The sequence below is a fragment of the Nocardioides dokdonensis FR1436 genome (assembly GCF_001653335.1).
GTDB classification, from domain to species: Bacteria; Actinomycetota; Actinomycetes; order Propionibacteriales; family Nocardioidaceae; genus Nocardioides; species Nocardioides dokdonensis.
The window spans coordinates 2,429,561-2,445,810 of the sequence record NZ_CP015079.1; the positions used below are offsets into that span (position 1 = coordinate 2,429,561).

The 16,250-nt window shown below is 73.1% G+C and carries 14 protein-coding genes and 3 tRNA genes; 6 read left to right on the forward strand and 11 right to left on the reverse strand.

Annotated elements, in window-relative coordinates; all coding sequences use genetic code 11:
• Positions 1 to 84: 84 nt before the first annotated feature.
• The 6 genes from I601_RS11520 to I601_RS11545 form a co-directional block, all read right to left on the reverse strand.
• Positions 85 to 1,548, reverse strand: a complete 1,464-nt coding sequence (locus tag I601_RS11520) for an MFS transporter (RefSeq protein ID WP_068109689.1) — start codon at positions 1,546 to 1,548, stop codon at positions 85 to 87.
• An 85-nt stretch (positions 1,549 to 1,633) separates the two neighbouring features.
• Positions 1,634 to 1,993 (reverse strand): hypothetical protein, encoded by a 360-nt coding sequence (locus I601_RS11525; RefSeq protein ID WP_084527504.1) that lies wholly within the window; start codon positions 1,991 to 1,993, stop codon positions 1,634 to 1,636.
• Positions 1,994 to 2,028: 35 nt separating this feature from the next.
• Positions 2,029 to 3,618, reverse strand: a complete 1,590-nt coding sequence (locus tag I601_RS11530; protein WP_068109692.1) for a phytoene desaturase family protein — start codon at positions 3,616 to 3,618, stop codon at positions 2,029 to 2,031.
• Positions 3,619 to 3,652: 34 nt separating this feature from the next.
• Positions 3,653 to 4,837 (reverse strand): sensor histidine kinase, encoded by a 1,185-nt coding sequence (locus I601_RS11535; protein ID WP_157520104.1) that lies wholly within the window; start codon positions 4,835 to 4,837, stop codon positions 3,653 to 3,655.
• A 176-nt stretch (positions 4,838 to 5,013) separates the two neighbouring features.
• Positions 5,014 to 5,086 (reverse strand) — tRNA-Lys (locus I601_RS11540).
• 68 nt (positions 5,087 to 5,154) lie between these two features.
• A complete protein-coding gene (locus I601_RS11545) occupies positions 5,155 to 6,735 on the reverse strand; it encodes a phytoene desaturase family protein (RefSeq protein ID WP_068109698.1) in 1,581 nt (526 codons plus the stop codon).
• Between the two features lie 175 nt (positions 6,736 to 6,910).
• Between I601_RS11545 and I601_RS11550 the strand changes: the two genes are divergently transcribed.
• Together I601_RS11550 and I601_RS11555 are read left to right on the forward strand one after the other, a co-directional pair.
• Positions 6,911 to 8,908 (forward strand): ATP-binding protein, encoded by a 1,998-nt coding sequence (locus tag I601_RS11550; RefSeq protein WP_068109700.1) that lies wholly within the window; start codon positions 6,911 to 6,913, stop codon positions 8,906 to 8,908.
• Between the two features lie 100 nt (positions 8,909 to 9,008).
• Entirely contained in the window at positions 9,009 to 9,956 is a 948-nt protein-coding gene (locus tag I601_RS11555) for a pirin family protein (RefSeq protein WP_068109703.1), read from the forward strand.
• A gap of 218 nt (positions 9,957 to 10,174) precedes the next feature.
• On the opposite strand, the gene I601_RS11560 is transcribed toward I601_RS11555, so the two are convergent.
• From I601_RS11560 to orn, 3 genes are all read right to left on the reverse strand, one after another.
• Entirely contained in the window at positions 10,175 to 10,900 is a 726-nt protein-coding gene (locus I601_RS11560) for a hypothetical protein (protein WP_084527508.1), read from the reverse strand.
• 209 nt (positions 10,901 to 11,109) lie between these two features.
• Positions 11,110 to 11,185 (reverse strand) — tRNA-His (locus I601_RS11565).
• Between the two features lie 39 nt (positions 11,186 to 11,224).
• Entirely contained in the window at positions 11,225 to 11,872 is a 648-nt protein-coding gene (orn, locus tag I601_RS11570; protein WP_068109706.1) for an oligoribonuclease, read from the reverse strand.
• Between the two features lie 71 nt (positions 11,873 to 11,943).
• On the opposite strand from orn, the gene I601_RS11575 reads away from it, so the two are divergent.
• The 3 genes from I601_RS11575 to I601_RS11585 are packed head-to-tail and all read left to right on the forward strand — an operon-like array spanning position 11,944 to position 14,245.
• The gene (locus I601_RS11575; protein ID WP_068109708.1) at positions 11,944 to 12,459 is read left to right on the forward strand and encodes a MauE/DoxX family redox-associated membrane protein; all 516 of its coding nucleotides are present in this window, start codon (positions 11,944 to 11,946) and stop codon (positions 12,457 to 12,459) included.
• Entirely contained in the window at positions 12,456 to 13,190 is a 735-nt protein-coding gene (locus I601_RS11580; RefSeq protein ID WP_068109711.1) for a DsbA family protein, read from the forward strand. The genes I601_RS11575 and I601_RS11580 overlap by 4 nt, the downstream gene beginning before the upstream one ends.
• Before the next feature lie 14 nt (positions 13,191 to 13,204).
• A complete protein-coding gene (locus tag I601_RS11585) occupies positions 13,205 to 14,245 on the forward strand; it encodes an adenosine deaminase (protein WP_068109714.1) in 1,041 nt (346 codons plus the stop codon).
• On the opposite strand, the gene I601_RS11590 is transcribed toward I601_RS11585, so the two are convergent.
• On the reverse strand, positions 14,233 to 15,012 hold the full coding sequence (locus I601_RS11590) for a PIG-L deacetylase family protein (protein WP_084527510.1): 780 nt from the start codon (positions 15,010 to 15,012) through the stop codon (positions 14,233 to 14,235). The two genes, I601_RS11585 and I601_RS11590, sit on opposite strands and share 13 nt — an antisense overlap.
• Before the next feature lie 174 nt (positions 15,013 to 15,186).
• Positions 15,187 to 15,260, reverse strand: a tRNA-Arg gene (locus I601_RS11595).
• Between the two features lie 311 nt (positions 15,261 to 15,571).
• Here I601_RS11595 and I601_RS11600 point away from each other — a divergent pair.
• Positions 15,572 to 16,000, forward strand: a complete 429-nt coding sequence (locus I601_RS11600) for a response regulator (RefSeq protein WP_157520107.1) — start codon at positions 15,572 to 15,574, stop codon at positions 15,998 to 16,000.
• Positions 16,001 to 16,250: the final 250 nt, after the last annotated feature.

The window sequence follows — 16,250 nt, forward strand, 5'->3', positions numbered from 1 at the left end:
AGCGGGCCTTGTGGAGACCTTGCGGACCTCCGGGCAGACCTTGAGGATTCCTTGCAGAAACACCCGCGACCGGCAGGCGACCGCCTAGCGCGCGGGCGCCGACGGCAGGTAGCCGAGCTCCGCGTTGTCGGCATCGGCCCAGGACCCCGCGGTGCCCTGCTCGTGCAGGTCCGGGATGCGCGAGGCAGCGAGCGCAGCCAGCACCATCGCGCCACCGAGCACCAGGAAGCCGAGGGTGTAGGCGCGCTCGGTGGGGTACCCCGACGCCAGCACGTCGGCGGTGAGGATGCCGGCCATCACCGCGGAGCCGATCGCTCCGCCGATCGTGCGGATGTTGGCGTTCATGCCGCTGGCGACACCGGTCTGGTGGGCGGGCACGGAGGCGATGACGACCCCGGCGAGCGACGAGAACACGAAGCCGGAGCTGAGGCCCTGGACCGTGGTGGCCAGGTAGAGCTGCCAGGTGTGGTCGTGGAAGAGGGCCACCGAGCAGAACGCGACCGTGTTGCCCAGGGTGCCGGCGACGATCACGGTCCGCGCACCCATCCGGCGCACGAGCCGCGCGGTGACGAAGCCGACGGCGAAGCTGGCGACCGCGGACGGCAGCAGCAGCTGCGCCGACTCGCTGATCGAGGCGCCGAAGCCGTAGCCGGTCGCGGTGGGGGTCTGCAGGAACTGGGGCAGGAACCCGAAGGAGGCGAACATCCCGAAGCCGACGAACGCCGCGACGGCGTTGGCGGTCCAGATGCCGCGCTGGCGCATCATCGTCATGTCGATCAGGGGCACCGGCACGCGGGTCTCGACGACCACCCACGCGACCAGGAGCACCACGGCGGCCACGAGCAGGGCCGGGACGCGCGCGGACGTCCAGCCCCACACGTTGCCCTGGCTGACCCCGAGGAGCAGGCAGACCAGCCAACCGGCCAGGAGCAGGGCGGGCAGGACCGGCAGGCGTCCGGGGGTGCGCACCGGTGACTCCGGCACGAGCAGCAGGGCGCCGACCGCGGCCAGGGCGGTCGCGATCATGGGCAGCCAGAACAGCCAGCTGTAGCCCAGGGAGTCCACGACCGGTCCGGCGACGACGATGCCGACACCGAAGCCCACCGCGGTGAGCGAGGCCATCACGCTCAGGGCGCCGTTGACGCGGGTGTCGCTGAACTCGTCACGGATGATGCCGAAGGCCAGCGGCAGCACGCCGCCGCCGACGCCCTGCACCGCGCGGGCCACGATCAGCCACCCGATCGTCGGGGCCAGCGCAGCCAGGGCCGAGCCCAGGGTCAGCACGGCCAACGTGATGACCAGCATCCTGCGCTTGCCGATCGCGTCGCCCAGGCGGCCGATCAGGGGAGTGGCGATGGAGGCCGAGAGGAGGTAGCCGGTCAGCACCCAGGTGACGGTGGCCTGGTCGGTCTCGTACTGCACCTGCACCTGCGCGAGGACCGGGATGATCAACGACTGGAGCATCACGAACGACGAGACCGCGACCGCCAGCACCGCGAAGGTGACGCGTTCGCCGCCGCGCGCACGCGGGGTCGTGCTCCTGAGCACCCGGACTCCTCGTTCGGCAGATGGTTGTGCCTGACAACCAAGCACTCGGTGAGTGTAGTGCGTGCTCCCGGGCCGGTGTCGCCGGTCAGTCCCGCCGGTCGATCAGCAGCGCGGCGATGTTGAGCGCGCCCCACCCCAGCGTCACGCCCATCACCTTGCGGCGTACGTCGCCCTCGGTGCGCAGGGCCAGCAGTGCGCAGTCGCCGAGGTCCATCGCGATGCGCATGCGCATGGCGGCCCTGACCACCGCGGGGGAGCCGAACATGCCCGCGCTGCTGATGGCGAGGTCGCGCACGCCGTAGGCCTGGGCGAGCAGGCGGTAGCCGTCGCGGTCCCCGCGCGCGGAGCCGAGCGCGTCGGGCAGGTGGTCGGGCTGGACGAGGGCGAAGACGCCGTACGACGCGGTGGCGGCGGACAGGGCACGGGAGAGCTTCATGGTGGCCATGACTGCGACGGTAGGTCGTGCGGGACGCCCCGCCATCACCCTCGGCGCAGGCGGGCGTGCAGCATCGCGGCGCGGGCGGCGTTGGCGCCGGGCGCGCCGTGGACGCCGCCGCCGGGGTGCGCCGAGCTGGACCCGAGGTAGAGCCCGCCGATGCCCGTCTCGGCGCGCCCCAGCCCGGGGACCGGGCGCAGCACCAGCATCTGGTGCAGCTGGGAGGTGCCGCCGTTGACGGCGCCACCGATGAGGCTGGCGTTGCGCTCCTGGAGCTCGCGCGGGCCGAGCACCCGACGCGACAGCACCCGCGAGCCGAAACCGGGCGCCAGCCGCTCGATCCGGTCCTGCATGCGGTCGCCGAACCGCTCGACGTCGTCGTGGTCCCAGACGCCACGGACCGGACCGTCCTCGACGCCGTCGCGCGCGCTGCCCTGGGGCACGTGCGTGTAGGCCCACAGCGACTCGGTGCCGGCCGGGCTCCGGGTGGGGTCGGTGGTGGTCATCTGCCCGGCGAGCATGAACGGGTGGGCCGGGACCGTGCCTGCGGCCACGTCGGCCAGCGAGCGCTGCATCTCGGCCAGCGAGTCGCCCACGTGGAAGGAGCCGGGTGCGACCGCGGGTGCGGCGGCCCACGGGATCGGCCCCGACAGGGCCCAGTCGACCTTGACGGTGGCGGGGTCGAGCTCGAAGGAGGCCATCCCGCGTCGCACCCGGGTCGGCAGGTGCTCGGACGCCACGAGGCGCCCGAAGAGCAGCGGTGCGCTCACGTCGGCCACGACCGCGCGGCCGGCGGCGTACCGCTCGCCGTCGCGGGTGCGCACGGCGACGGCACGACCGCGGTCGATCTCCACCGCGCTGACCTCGGTGCCGAGCTCGATCCGTCCGCCCCGGCTCTCGAGCCGCCGCGCCATCGCCTCGGTGAGGCGTCCGGCGCCGCCCTCGGGGACCGGGAAGCCGACCGTCTGGGCCAGCATCGTCATGATCAGCCCGAAGACCCCCGAACCGGTGGCGTCGAGCGGGATGTCCGCGTGCCCGGCGCTGCCGGCGATCAGCGTGCGTGCGTCGCGGCCGCCGAAGCGGTGCGCGCCGAAGCTCGCCGCCGGGGTGAGCAGCTCGCGGACCAGGTGCAGCCCACCGGCCCGGGGCAGCCGGGTCAGCAGCCGGGCACCGCCCCGCACCGGCGGGAACGGGCTCAGCAGCGCACTCAGCAGCGGTTCGCCGATCCGGTCCCAGGTGCGGCACAGCTCGAGCCACGCCTCGCCGTCGCCGGCGTGCTCCCCGTCGAGCCCCGCGGCGGTGTCGTGCCGGTCGGGGTGCAGCAGTGCCCAGCTGCCGTCGGGGAAGGGGTGGCCCAGGGGTGCCGGCGGGTGCTGCCAGCGCAACCCGTGCTGCTCCAGGTCCAGGTCGCGGATGACGGGGGAGGCCGCAGCGAAGGGGTAGAAGGCGCTGAACGTGTCGTGGACGAAGCCGGGGTGCACGTCGGTGTCGCTGCGGACCGCGCCGCCGACCTGCTCCTGCTGCTCGAGGACCAGCACCGACCAGCCGGCGTCGGCCAACAGGTTGGCGGCCACGAGGCCGTTGTGCCCGGCCCCGATGACGACGGCGTCGTGGTCGCTCCTCGCAGTGCTCACCCGGCCACGGTGCCAGCCGGGTGGTCGCGGAGCCTCACCCGGCGGGCAGCTCGAACCACAGGGCGGCACCGGCGCCCTCGGGGAGGTCCTCGGTGCCGCAGTCGCCCCCGTGCGCGTGCACGACCCGGGCCACGGTGGCCAGCCCGATGCCGTGGCCCTGGGCATGGCCGGTGCGGGTGAAGAGGTCGAAGACGCGTGAGCGGTGCCCGGCAGGGATGCCCACGCCGGCGTCGCGCACCGTGACCCGGACCCGGTCCCCGCGGCGCTCCGCGCGCACCGCCACCTCGGGTGGCTGGCCCGGTCGGGCGAACTTGCGGGCGTTGTGGAGCAGGTTCTGCAGGACCAGCGTGAGCTGGGTGGGGTCCCCGACCACGGGCGGCAGCTCCCCGAGGTCGACGGTGCCGCCGACCTGGTCCCACTGCTCGGCCTCGTCCGCCAGCAGCTGCTCGGTGAGCGCCCGCAGGTCGACGGTCTCGTGACCGGGCGCCTCGCGGCCCAGGTCGTGCAGGCGCAGCGTGCCCTCGACCATCCCGCGCATCCGCTCCACGGACCTGGTGGCCATCGCGAGCACGGAGGCGCGGGTGGTGCTGTCGAGTTCCTCGCCCTGGAGCACCCCCAGGCTCATCATCAGCGTGGCCAGGGGGGACTGCAGGTCGTGGCTGACCTGCGCGGCGATCGCCAGCACGTCGGCGGTGGGTGCGGGCATCGGCGCCAGGCGACGCAGCCGCAGCTCCAGGATGCGGTTGGCGGCGACCGCGAGCGTGGCCACGACGCGGCGCTGGGCGTCGTCGAGCCGGCGGGGGCTCAGCCCGAACAGGCAGAAGCGACCGGTCTCCTCGCCGGTCGACGTGCTCAGCGGGAACGAGGCGTAGAAGCGCACCGACGCCAGCTCGCCGGTCACGAAGGGGGAGTCGGTGAAGCGGGGGTCGAGCAGCGTGTCGGGCACCTCGAAGAGCTCGCCGTGTCCCCACGCCTGCCGGCACATCGCGGCGGCGTACGGCGTGGAGAACGGCTCGATGCCCACCGCGACGGGGTAGTGGAAGTCGTCGCCGTCGGCCACGGTGACCGCTGCCACCTCGACGTCGAGCAGGTCGGCGGCGAGGGCGAGCAGGTCCCTCAGGTCGGTGTCGCGCACGGTCGACAGCGCCGTCATCGTGCGTCCCGAGCTCTCGGGATCCACGTCCGGCCGCGACGTCACCGCCTCGCTCTCACGCGTCAACGGGCCCTCCCTGCCCCGGGCCGCCCCGTCCCTCATCGCAGGTGGCTCGTGACCGAGGCTACGCGGTGCGGACCGCCGGCGTCCCGTGTCGGCCGGGACAGAGCTGGATCGCCCCGGGAAAGCAGTCGAGGCCCACCCGGATCTCTCCGTGGTGGGCCTCGGCCGGTCGAGCGCGGTACGGCATCAGGGACTCGAACCCCGAACCCGCTGATTAAGAGTCAGCTGCTCTGCCAATTGAGCTAATGCCGCGTGGTGAAGCGAGAAGAACGCTACCAGTGGGAGGCGGGGAGTCGAAATCGAGGGGGCTGGAGCCCCGGTCAGCGGCTCTCGAGGACCGCGTGCGCCGCGTGGTGACCGCCCAGGCCGGACACGGCACCGCCCCTGCGGCTGCCCGAACCGCAGAGCAGCACCTGGTCGACACCGGTGGCGACGCCCCAGCGCTGTGCAGGGGTGTCGAGGCGCGCCCGCTGCGGGGCCCAGGGCCAGTCCAGGTCCCCGTGGAAGATGTGCCCTCCGGGCATCGCCAGGTCGGCCTCGATGTCCTGGGGGATCTTGGCCTCGATGCAGGGGTTGCCCTCGGCGTCGCGGGCGACGACCGACGAGATCGGCTCGACGAGGTGCTCGTCGAGCGCGGCGAGGGCCCGCTGCACCGCGAGCTGCTTGGTCACCTCGGTGTCCTGCTCGAAGAGCGTGGCCGGGGTGTGCAGCCCGAAGTAGGTCATCGTGTGCATCCCGGGCGCGGCCGAGCCGAGGATCGAGGGGTCACTGAGGGAGTGGCAGTAGACCTCGCCGGGCATCTGCGTCGGCACCCGGCCGGCCGCGGCGTCGGCGTAGGCGCGCTCGACCTGGGAGTAGTCCTCGGCGAGGTGCAGGGTGCCGGCGAAGGCCTCCGCCGGGTCGACGCCGGAGCGCAGCCGGGGCAGCCGGTCGAGCAGCAGGTTGATCTTGAGCTGGGCGCCCACCGGCTTGGAGGCCGGGTCCGCGGGCTCGCCGAGCAGGATGCGCAGCACCCAGGGCGCCACGTTGGCCAGGACCGTGGTCGCGGTGATCGTGCGGGCGCCCGCCGAGGTGTGCACGTCGATCTCCGCCGGGTCGTCCCCGCCGGGTCGGATGGCCGAGACGCCGGCGGAGGTGACCAGCTCCGCGCCGGCGCGGAGCGCGGCCGTGGCCAGGGCGTCGCTCACCGAGCCCATGCCGCCCACCGGCACCCGCCACTCGCCCGTCCCGTTGCCGATCAGGTGGTAGAGGAAGCACCGGTTCTGGACCAGCGACGGGTCGTGCAGCGAGGCGAAGGTGCCGATCAGGGCGTCGGTGCCGACGACCCCGCGCACCGTGTCGTCGGCGAAGCGGCGCTCGATGGCCTCGGCGAGCGGACGCTCGACGACGTCACGCCAGGTCGTGGCGTCGACCTGGGCGCGCACGTCGCGCTCGTGCGGCAGCGGCGCGAGCAGCGTGGGCGCCAGGACCTGCGCCAGCCGTCCGACCCCGGCGTAGAAGTCGGTCCACGCGGCGTACTCGTCGTCGCCGCCCGTGAGGTCGCGGAAGGACCGCGCCGTCTCGTCGCCCTCGGGGCGCTGCACCAGCAGGCCGCCGGGGACGCCGTCGCGCAGCGTCGGGGTGTACGACGCGGTGCTGCGCGAGGTGAGCCGCACGTCGAGGTCGAGGTCGCTGATCAGCTGGTCGGGCATCACCGAGACCAGGTAGGAGTAGCGCGAGAGGCGCACGTCGTGACCGCTGAAGGCGGGTGCGGAGACCGCTGCGCCACCGGTGTGGTCCAGCCGCTCGAGCACCGCGACGGAGAGTCCGGCGCGAGCGAGGTAGGCGGCCGCGGTGAGGCCGTTGTGGCCACCGCCGACCACGGCGACGTCGTAGTGGGTGCGCGAGGGTGCCGAGCTCATCGGGCCAACCTAGACGAGCGGTCGCACCGCTTCGTCCACCCGTGCCGAAGGTGAAGTCTTGGGCCCCGCGACCAGCCAGCGGTGCGGGAAGTCCACGCGCTGCCCACCGAGATGTCACGATGCTGGCGCCCGGACCGCGGGCTGCAGCGGAAGGGGCACCGTGTCGACTGACTGGGTGAGGTCGTGGCAGCTGCGCGCCGCGGGCCTGCTCGTGCTGATGGTGGTCCTCGGGGCGCTCACGGTCCGGTCCGCGCCCCTCGCCGGGCACGTGGTCGGCAGCTGGCCGGTCGGGCTGGCCACCGGGCTCGTCGTGCTGGCGCCGCGACGGGCAGCGCCGCTGATGCTGGGGCTGGTGCTGCTGGCCGCGCTGCTCTCCCTCTCCCTGACCGACCGCCCTGTCGGGGTGGTGGTCGGCTACTCCCTGACGATCGTGCTCGAGACCGCGCTAGTCGCCCGGCTCCTGCTGGGGGGCAGGGAAGGTCGCTGGCGACTGCGCCGGGACGCGGACCTGCGTCGCTACCTGGCCGCCTGCGCGATCGGCGGTGTGGTGGCGACCCTCGGCGGCGCCGTGACCTCGGTGCTGACCGGCCTCGGGGAGCCGTGGTTCGTCGCGCTGACGCTCGGCACCGCGCACCTGGCCTCCCAGCTGGTGCTCACCCCGCTCTGGGCGAGGCTGCCCTCCCACGGCACCCTGGCCCGGCGACCCGAGCGGATGCTGCAGTGGGGCGCCGTGGCAGTGGTCACGCCGGCCGTCTTCGCCCCCGAGCTCTCGCTGCCGCTGGTGTTCCTGGTGATCCCGCTGCTGGCCTGGAGCGCCCTGCGGACCAGCCCGGCCCAGGCGCTGGCGCAGATGGTCGCGGTGCTGGCCTTCGCCGTCGCGATGACGACGTTCGGCCGGGGGCCCTTCGCGTTCCTGCCCGGTCTGCTCGAGATGGAGCACGACGTGCGCGGCGTCCTCACCGCGGCGTACGCCGCCTCGTGCGCCCTGATCGTGGTGCCGCTGCTGCTGCGGGTGGGGGAGAGCATCGAGGCGGCCCGGGCCGCCTCGGCCGAGCGCGACACCCTCGACCGCATCGTGCGCAGCGCCACGGGGACCGCGATCGTCGGCACCGACGACCAGGGACGGGTCACCCTGTTCAACCCCGGCGCCGAGCGGCTGCTCGGCTACACGGCCGCCGAGGTCGTGGGGGAGACCACCCGCGTCTTCCACACCGCGGAGCAGATCGCGGCCAAGGCGGAGGAGCTCGGCGTCGAGCCCCGCTTCTCCGAGGTGGTGCGGCGGATGGCCGAGCCCGACATGGCCGGCGAGGACATGGGCTTCGTCCGCAAGGACGGGGCGGTGCGGACCCACTCGATGACCCTGGGTCGCATCACCGACGACGCGGGTCGGGTGCTGGGCTACGTGAGCACCTCGGAGGACGTCACCGAGCGGGTGCACACCGAGGAGGCGCTGCGCGAGGCGTTGGCGCGGATGCAGGAGGTCGACGCGGTCAAGGACGCCTTCGTCTCCAGCGTCAGCCACGAGCTGCGCACGCCCATCACGAGCATCCAGGGCTACCTGGAGATGCTCGAGGACGGTTCGTTCGGCCAGCTCAGCACGGCCCAGAAGTCGGCCGTCGCCCGGGTCGCGGGCAACAGCGAGCGCCTGCTCATCCTGATCGACGACCTGCTGACCCTCTCGCGGGTGCAGGAGGACGGGCTGGGGCTCAGCGACAAGGTGGTGGACCTGTGCGAGGTGGTCGCCACCGGGTGTGCGGTCGTGGCGCCGGGCGGCGAGCGGTCCCGGGTGGTGCTCACGGTCGACGTGCCGGCGCACCCGGTGCCGTGCCTGGGCAACCGCGAGATGCTGGAGCGGGTGGTGATCAACCTCGTCGGCAACGCGATCAAGTTCACGCCGGCGGGTGGCCACGTCGACGTCGCGCTGACCAGCGCGGCGGAGGGCTCGACGATCACCGTGACCGACACCGGCATCGGCATCCCGCCCGAGGAGCAGGCGCGGCTCTTCACGCGCTTCTTCCGCTCCTCCCTGGCGCAGGCCCAGGCGATCCCGGGCAGCGGGCTGGGGCTCTCGATCGCCTACTCCGTGGTCGCCCAGCACGGCGGGACGATGCGTGCGGAGTCCGCCCCCGGGCAGGGCACGACCTTCTTCGTCGACCTGCCGCCGCTGCCGTGACCACCCTGCCGGAACAACAAGGATTCAACTACCGTTGGGACGAGTGCCCGGCCGGTCCGCGTCGGGTCTGACCGATCCTCCGTGAAGCGAGGTGGGCTCCGTGCCCGCGATCACCGTCGACGACCTGACCGTGCTGTCCCGGGTGCGCGCCCCCGGCCTGGGTGACCAGCCGCGACCCGTGCGCCAGGTGACGACCGCCCCCGAGGGCCACGAGGGGGAGGGCTTCCCCGTGCGCCGCGCGTTCGCGGGCATCGACATGGCCCTGCTCGACCCGTTCATCATGATGGACCAGATGGGCGAGGTGGACTACGCGCCGGGGGAGCCGAAGGGCACCGCCTGGCACCCGCACCGCGGCTTCGAGACCGTCACCTACATGATCGACGGCGTCTTCGACCACCGCGACTCCCACGGGGGCGGCGGCTCGATCACCAACGGCGACACGCAGTGGATGACCGCCGGTTCCGGACTGCTGCACATCGAGACCCCGCCCGAGTGGCTGGTGACCTCCGGTGGGCTCTTCCACGGCATCCAGCTGTGGGTGAACCTGCCCCGGGACACCAAGATGACCGACCCGCGCTACCAGGACATCCGCTCCGGTGAGGTGCGCCTGCTGACCAGCGCCGACGCGGGTGCGCTGGTCCGGGTCATCGCCGGCACCGTGGACGGCCATGCCGGGCCCGGGTCGACGTACACGCCGATGAGCCTGGTGCACGCGACCATCGAGCCGGGGGCCCGCCTCGACCTCCCGTGGGAGGTCGAGCACAACGCGCTGGTCTACGTCCTGTCCGGCCAGGGGACCGTCGGTGTCGAGGGACGCCCGCTGCGCACCGGCCAGACCGCCGTGCTCGGCGCCGGCGACTACCTCACGGTCGCGGCCGACGCCCGCCAGGACAGCCGGACCCCGGCCCTGGACGTGGTGGTGCTGGGCGGCCGGCCGATCCGCGAGGCCGTGGCCTGGGCGGGCCCGTTCGTGATGAACACCCGCGCCGAGGTGATGGAGGCCTACCAGGACTTCCAGCAGGGCCGGTTCGGCCACATCCCGGCCTGAGGGGTGGATGACGCTGAGCTCACCATCCGTCAGATCGCTGGGGCGGCTTCGACGGAGTACGCCGCAGACGAGGTCAGCCAAGGGGCCATCGCCGCCGCACTCAACCGGCGCGGTGTCGACGGCATCGAGGTCGTGGCGGGCAGCTCACCTGTCCGGGCCAGGCGCAGCAGGGCGGGTTGGGGCACATCCCGGCCTGAGCGCACGCCGCGGCCGCGCCGCTAGGACGTGTCGGGGGCCAGGGCCGCGTCCAGCTGTGCGCGGCTCCACCGGTCGGCACCGGGGCAGCCGCTCAGGTAGGCGGCCTGCCGGTCCGGGGGATGCCCGGCCGTCTCGGCGAGCCCGGCGCCGATGGTGCGCAGGTACGCAGCCGTCGGGGCCGTGACCCGGGCCTGGGCCAGGGAGAAGGGGGCCGTGAACGTGACCACGGGCAGGCCATCGAGGTCTCCCAGATGGACGAGGGTCTCGTAGGCGCCCTGCCCCATCCCGGCCCGGCCATCGCGGACCGCCTCGGCCACCGGCACGGGCGCCGCAGCCGAGGCGTGCCGGCCGTTCTCCTGCGCGACCACCTGCGCGAGCTGGTCGGTGCTGATCCGGTACGCCCGCAGCCACGCATAGGCTCCCGGCGCAGTGACGTCGGTGTCGAGGAACGCGACCCCGCCGCCCCACACCGCTGAGGTCAACGCGAAGTGGACCCGGCTGCCGGGGAGCGCGAACGCCACGTCGCCGTCCGGGACGGAGGTGTCGTCGCTGCCGGAGTAGGTACGTGCTGAGCCGGGTGGGGTGCCGCCGTGCAGGTAGGTCAGGAAGCGATCACGGCAGAGGTTCGACCCGTACGCGGCGTACCAGATCCGTCCCGGCGCGACGCGGTCCGGGACCCGGGTGGAGCGGTCCAGCGCGACCCGGGCCGGGCGCGCAGCCTGCGGGGCAGCGGTGGGCTTCGCCATCTCCGACTCTTCCCGACAGCGAACTGTCCGCGTCCGGGTCCCCGTCGTGGACAGGGCGGACGGGATCGTCGACGAGCCGGCGGGACGCTGGCACCACTCGCGCGGGCGGTGCGAGCACCTCCAGGAACCGACCGTACCAGCGCCTGTGGACGGCCCGGGACGGGTCGAGCCCCTGACCGCGTCTCCGCAGGTCAGGGGCTCGATACCACTGGGGTGAGTAACGGGACTTGAACCCGCGACATCCGCCACCACAAGGCGGCGCTCTACCAGCTGAGCTATACCCACCGTGGGCCCGGCGTTCCTGCCGGACCGTCGAGAATCGTACTAGATCGTCGCGGCGCTGCCTGCATCGGGAGCATCCGCGGCCAGACCGGTGATCGAGCCGCCGTGGCGGGCCGCGATCTCCCTGGCGGTGGCGCTGTCGGGTCCGGGCGGTGCCACGAAGACGGCCTCGCGGTAGTAGCGCAGCTCCTCGATGCTCTCCTGGATGTCGGCGAGGGCTCGGTGGTTGCCGCGCTTGTCGGGAGCGGCGAAGTAGGCGCGGGGGTACCAGCGGCGGGAGAGCTCCTTGATCGAGGAGACGTCGACGATGCGGTAGTGCAGGAACGACTCGAGGGTCGTCATGTCGCGGGCGAGGAACGCCCGGTCGGTGGCCACAGTGTTGCCGGCCAGCGGTGGACGGCTGCCGTCGGGGCAGTGCTCCTTGATGTGGGCCAGGACCCGCTCCTCGGCCTCGGCCAGGCTCACGCCGTGGTCGAGCTCGACCAGCAGCCCGGACTTCTCGTGCATCTCGCGGACGAACGGGATCATCTGCTCCAGCGCCTCGGCCGGGGGCTTGATGATGATGTCGATGCCCTCGCCGAGCACGTTCAGGTCGAAGTCGGTGACCAAGGCGGCGACCTCGATCAGGGCGTCGGCGCCCAGGTCGAGGCCGGTCATCTCGCAGTCGATCCACACCAGTCGGTCACTCATGGGCCACCACCCTACGCGGGGCCGGCCCCCTCTCTCAGGGGGTCCTCAGCCCGGTCTCCTACCCTCAGGGCGTGAGCAGCGCGGTCAAGGAGTGGATCGGCCTCCTCGCGCGCCTGCTCACCGGCGGCGTCTGGATAGCGGCGGGCGCGGTCAAGCTGCCCGCCCCCCACGAGTCCGTGGCGGCCGTGCGGGCCTACGACCTGCTGCCCGAGGTCGTGGTGCCCACCGTGGGCCAGCTGCTGCCCGTGCTCGAGGTGGTCATCGGCCTCGCGCTGGTCCTCGGCGTGCTCACCCGCGGCGCGTCCGTGGTCTCCGCGGTGCTGTTCGCGGCGTTCATCATCGCCATCGCGTCGGTGTGGGCGCGGGGCATGACCATCGACTGCGGCTGCTTCGGCGGCGGCGGGGCCGACCCGGACGCCGCGTCGCAGTACCCGTGGGAGATCGCCCGGGACGCCGGCCTGCTGCTGGCCTCGGCGTACCTCGTCGCGCTGCCACGCACGCGCCTGGCCCTCGACAACCTCCTCTTCCAGCGGCGTACGCCGCTCCCGCTCGACCTGACCGACCCCATCCCCGAGGGAGAACGATGAGCAGCAACAAGTCCAACGCGGCCGACCGCACCGCCCGCGCCCAGCAGGCCCGTGCCGAGCAGGAGCGTGCCGAGCGCCGTCGCCGGCTGCTGTCCATCGGCGGCGTCGTGCTCGCCATGGTGCTCATCATCGGCGTCGGGTTCGTGATCCAGCGCTCGCGCGACACCAGCTCCGACGTCGCTGCCCCGGCCGCAGGTCAGGGCGAGTACGGCGTGACGATCGGCGCGGCGGACGCACCGCACGACATCGTGGTCTACGAGGACTTCCTCTGCCCGTTCTGCGGTGCCCTCGAGGAGGTCTCCACCGACGACCTGGCGCGGCTCGCCGACGAGGGGAAGGTGACCGTCGAGTACCGGCCCTTCAACCTGCTCTCGCGCATCGGCGACTACTCCGCCCGCGCCACGAACGCCTTCGCGGTCGTGCTCGAGGAGTCCGGCCCCGAGACGGCCAAGGCCTTCCACGACCTGCTGTTCGAGAACCAGCCCTCCGAGAGCGGCCCCTTCCCCTCCGACGCCGACCTGGTCGCCCTGGCCGTCGAGGCCGGCGCCGAGGAGAGCGACGTCGCTGACGGCATCGAGTCCGGCGCCCGCATGGACTGGGTCGAGGAAGCCACCCGGGCCGCCCAGGACGCCGGCGTGCAGGGCACCCCGACGGTGCTGCTCGACGGCGAGGTCGTCAACGGCGGCTCGGTCGAGGAGATCGCCGATGCGCTGGTGGCCGGGGTCGAGTGAGTAGGTTCGGTGCGATGAGCACCGAGCACCCTCACGCACTGGACTCCTTCATCGCCGGCCTGCCCAAGGCCGAGCTGCACGTGCACCACGTCGGCTCGGCCTCGCCGCAGATCGTCTCCGAGCTCGCCACCCGGCACCCGGGCGTCGTGCCGAGCGATCTCGAGGAGCTGCAGCGGTTCTTCGAGTTCCGCGACTTCGCCCACTTCATCGAGGTCTACCTCGCCGTGGTCGACCTGGTCCGGACCCCGGAGGACATCCGCTACCTGACCTACGAGGTGGCTCGCGAGATGGCCACGTCGCAGCGGGTGCGCTACGCCGAGCTCACGTGCACGCCGTACACCTCGGTGCGCCCGCACGAGGACGGTGTCGGGATGCCGATCGAGGCGTACTCGGAGGCGATCGAGGACGCTCGGGTCGCGGCCGAGCGGGACTTCGGCCTGGTCCTGCGCTGGATCTACGACATCCCCGGCGAGGCCGGGCTGCCGGCGGCCGAGAAGACGCTGGAGTACGCCCTCGAGCACCGCACCGACGCCCTGGTCGGCTTCGGTCTCGGCGGTCCCGAGGTGGGCGTGCCGCGCCCGCAGTTCCAGCCGTACTTCGACGCCGCGCGGTCAGCCGGCCTGCGCAGCGTCCCGCACGCGGGGGAGACCACCGGGCCGCAGACGGTCTGGGACGCCCTGCACCTGCTGGGGGCCGAGCGGATCGGGCACGGCACGTCGGCGGCGCAGGACCCCGAGCTGCTGGCCCACCTGGCGAGCACCGGGATCGCGCTGGAGGTCTGTCCGTCCTCCAACGTGGCCACCCGTGCCGTCGCCTCGCTCGCGGAGCACCCGATGAGCCTGTTCCGCGACGCCGGCGTGACGGTGACGGTGCACTCGGACGACCCGCCCATGTTCGGCACCACGCTCAACCGCGAGTACGGCATCGCCGCGGACCTGCTCGACCTGGACCAGGACGGGGTGCGCGACCTGGCCCGGGCGTCGGTGCACGCGTCGTTCGCCCCGGACGACGTGCGTGCCCGGCTGCTCGGCGAGATCGACGCTCACACGGTCTGACGCAGGTCGTCCTCGTCGCTGAGCCCGCCACCGTCCGGACCGGCCGGGACCGCGGTCACCACCAGGTGCTCCACGGGGATGGTGAAGTGCGCCAGCATCGGTCCGCTCAGTGCCGGCGGGTCCTCGGGGGAGAGGGCACGCACCTGGGTGACGTGCGCGCGGATCGCTGCGAGCTTGGTGTCCAGCACGTCCTCGGGCAGGTCGACGCGCACCATCTCGTCCCACGGCGCCTCCTCCGGGGTGCGCAGGCGCCACATGACCAGGGGGTACTCGACGAGGCGGGCGCCGGTCAGGGTCGCCACCTCGGCCGCGGCCCGGCCGGCGGCGTCGTGGTCGGGGTGGCCGTCGTGGCGCCACGGTGCGACCAGCAGGGTGTGGCTGCCGTCGCCGACGATGTCCGTCAGGGCGGTCACCATCTGGTCCTCGACCTCCGCGGCGCCGCCGTCGGGCGCGCCGAGGAACACCACCGGGGCGCCGGGAGCCAGCAGCGCGACCGCGGCCTCCATCTCGGCGAGCCGCTCGGTGGCCAGCGCCTGGCGACTGATCTCCCGACCGGGCGGGTGCGAGGCCTCGCCGGCGGTGAGCAGGACGACGTACACGTCGATCCCCGCGCGGTGGGCGGTCGTGATCAGCCCGCCGACGCCGAGGCTCTCGTCGTCGGGGTGCGCCGACACGACGACGAGCCTGCGGATGCGGGCCTTGCCCGTCCCCAGGTCGAGCGGAGGCACCTGGCCCCACGCAGGATGCTGCTGCCACTTCTCCGGCAAGGTCGTTCCCCTCTGACCGACCGCTGCTGCCGGCGGTCCTGCCCGGCGGCGACGGAGGTCGCATCAGGTAAAGGATAAGTATCCCCCGTGGGGAGGCACTTCCCCCACCCGGGTGACACGATCCCCAGCATGGGTCAGGCCTGAGGCCCGACCGACCACGCGGTGCAGCAGGAGCGCCCCCGGCAGGACTCGAACCTGCGACCGGCGGATTAGAAGGCCGCTGCTCTATCCAGCTGAGCTACGGGGGCGGGGGACCGGAAGCCACAGTCGGAAGCACAGGGACGACCCCGGTGCAGTTCGACGGCATGCTGCCGACCCGGACGCCAGTATGCCGTAGCGGGTCATCGCGATGCTCCGGGGTGGAGTCGGCTCCCACCGGGCTGAGGTCCACGGACCGGACTCTCCCACCCGATCTCCGGCTGCTGCGTGCTGCTCGGGTCCGGCGTGACCGTGGTGGTCGGGGCCGGGGTGCTGCTGTGCGCGCACGCGTCGCCGGACCGTGCGCCGGGGCGTCCGGCTGGAAGCCGCCGAGGCGGGTAAAGCCGGTTACGCTGCGGGCGTGGACGACTCGGCGGGACCTTCTTCCGCCGTCACGCCTCCCGATCAGAGCGGCGTACGCCGGCTGCGGCTCCTGGTGGTCGACGACCAGGAGGACATCCGCGAGATCATGGTCCGGATGGTCGCGCGCCTGGGACACGAGGCGGTCGAGGCCGAGGACGGCCAGCACGCCGTGGAGGCGCTCTCGGCGGACCGGTTCGACGTGATGCTGCTGGACCTCTCGATGCCGCGGATGACCGGCGAGGAGGTCGTCCGGTGGCTCCGCGACCATCCAGAGGTCGCCCCGGACCTGCGCATCGTCGTGGTCAGCGCCTGGGCCGGGGACAAGCGTCCGGCGCTGCACGAGCTGGGTGTGGACGCCGTCCTGCCCAAGCCGTTCCGCAAGCAGCAGCTCGTCGACCTGCTCGACGAGCTGTCGACCAGGACCTGAGCCTCGCCTCCCGGCTGCACGAATTGCTGGTCGTGGGGTCGGCCCGGTCCCTAGGATGAGCCCAGCCGTGCCGGGGAGGGTCTGGTCGGCTCGTCGCTGGGTAGGTGCCCGGGGACGTCGGTCTCGTCGAGGGAGGAACATTCCATGCTCAAGTTGATCCAGAAGCGCCGTGTCGCTCGCCAGCTCAGCGCCGTCTACGGATGGCGTCCGGGCCGCTGACGGTGGCCCGACCATCGAGGAGCGGACCCGG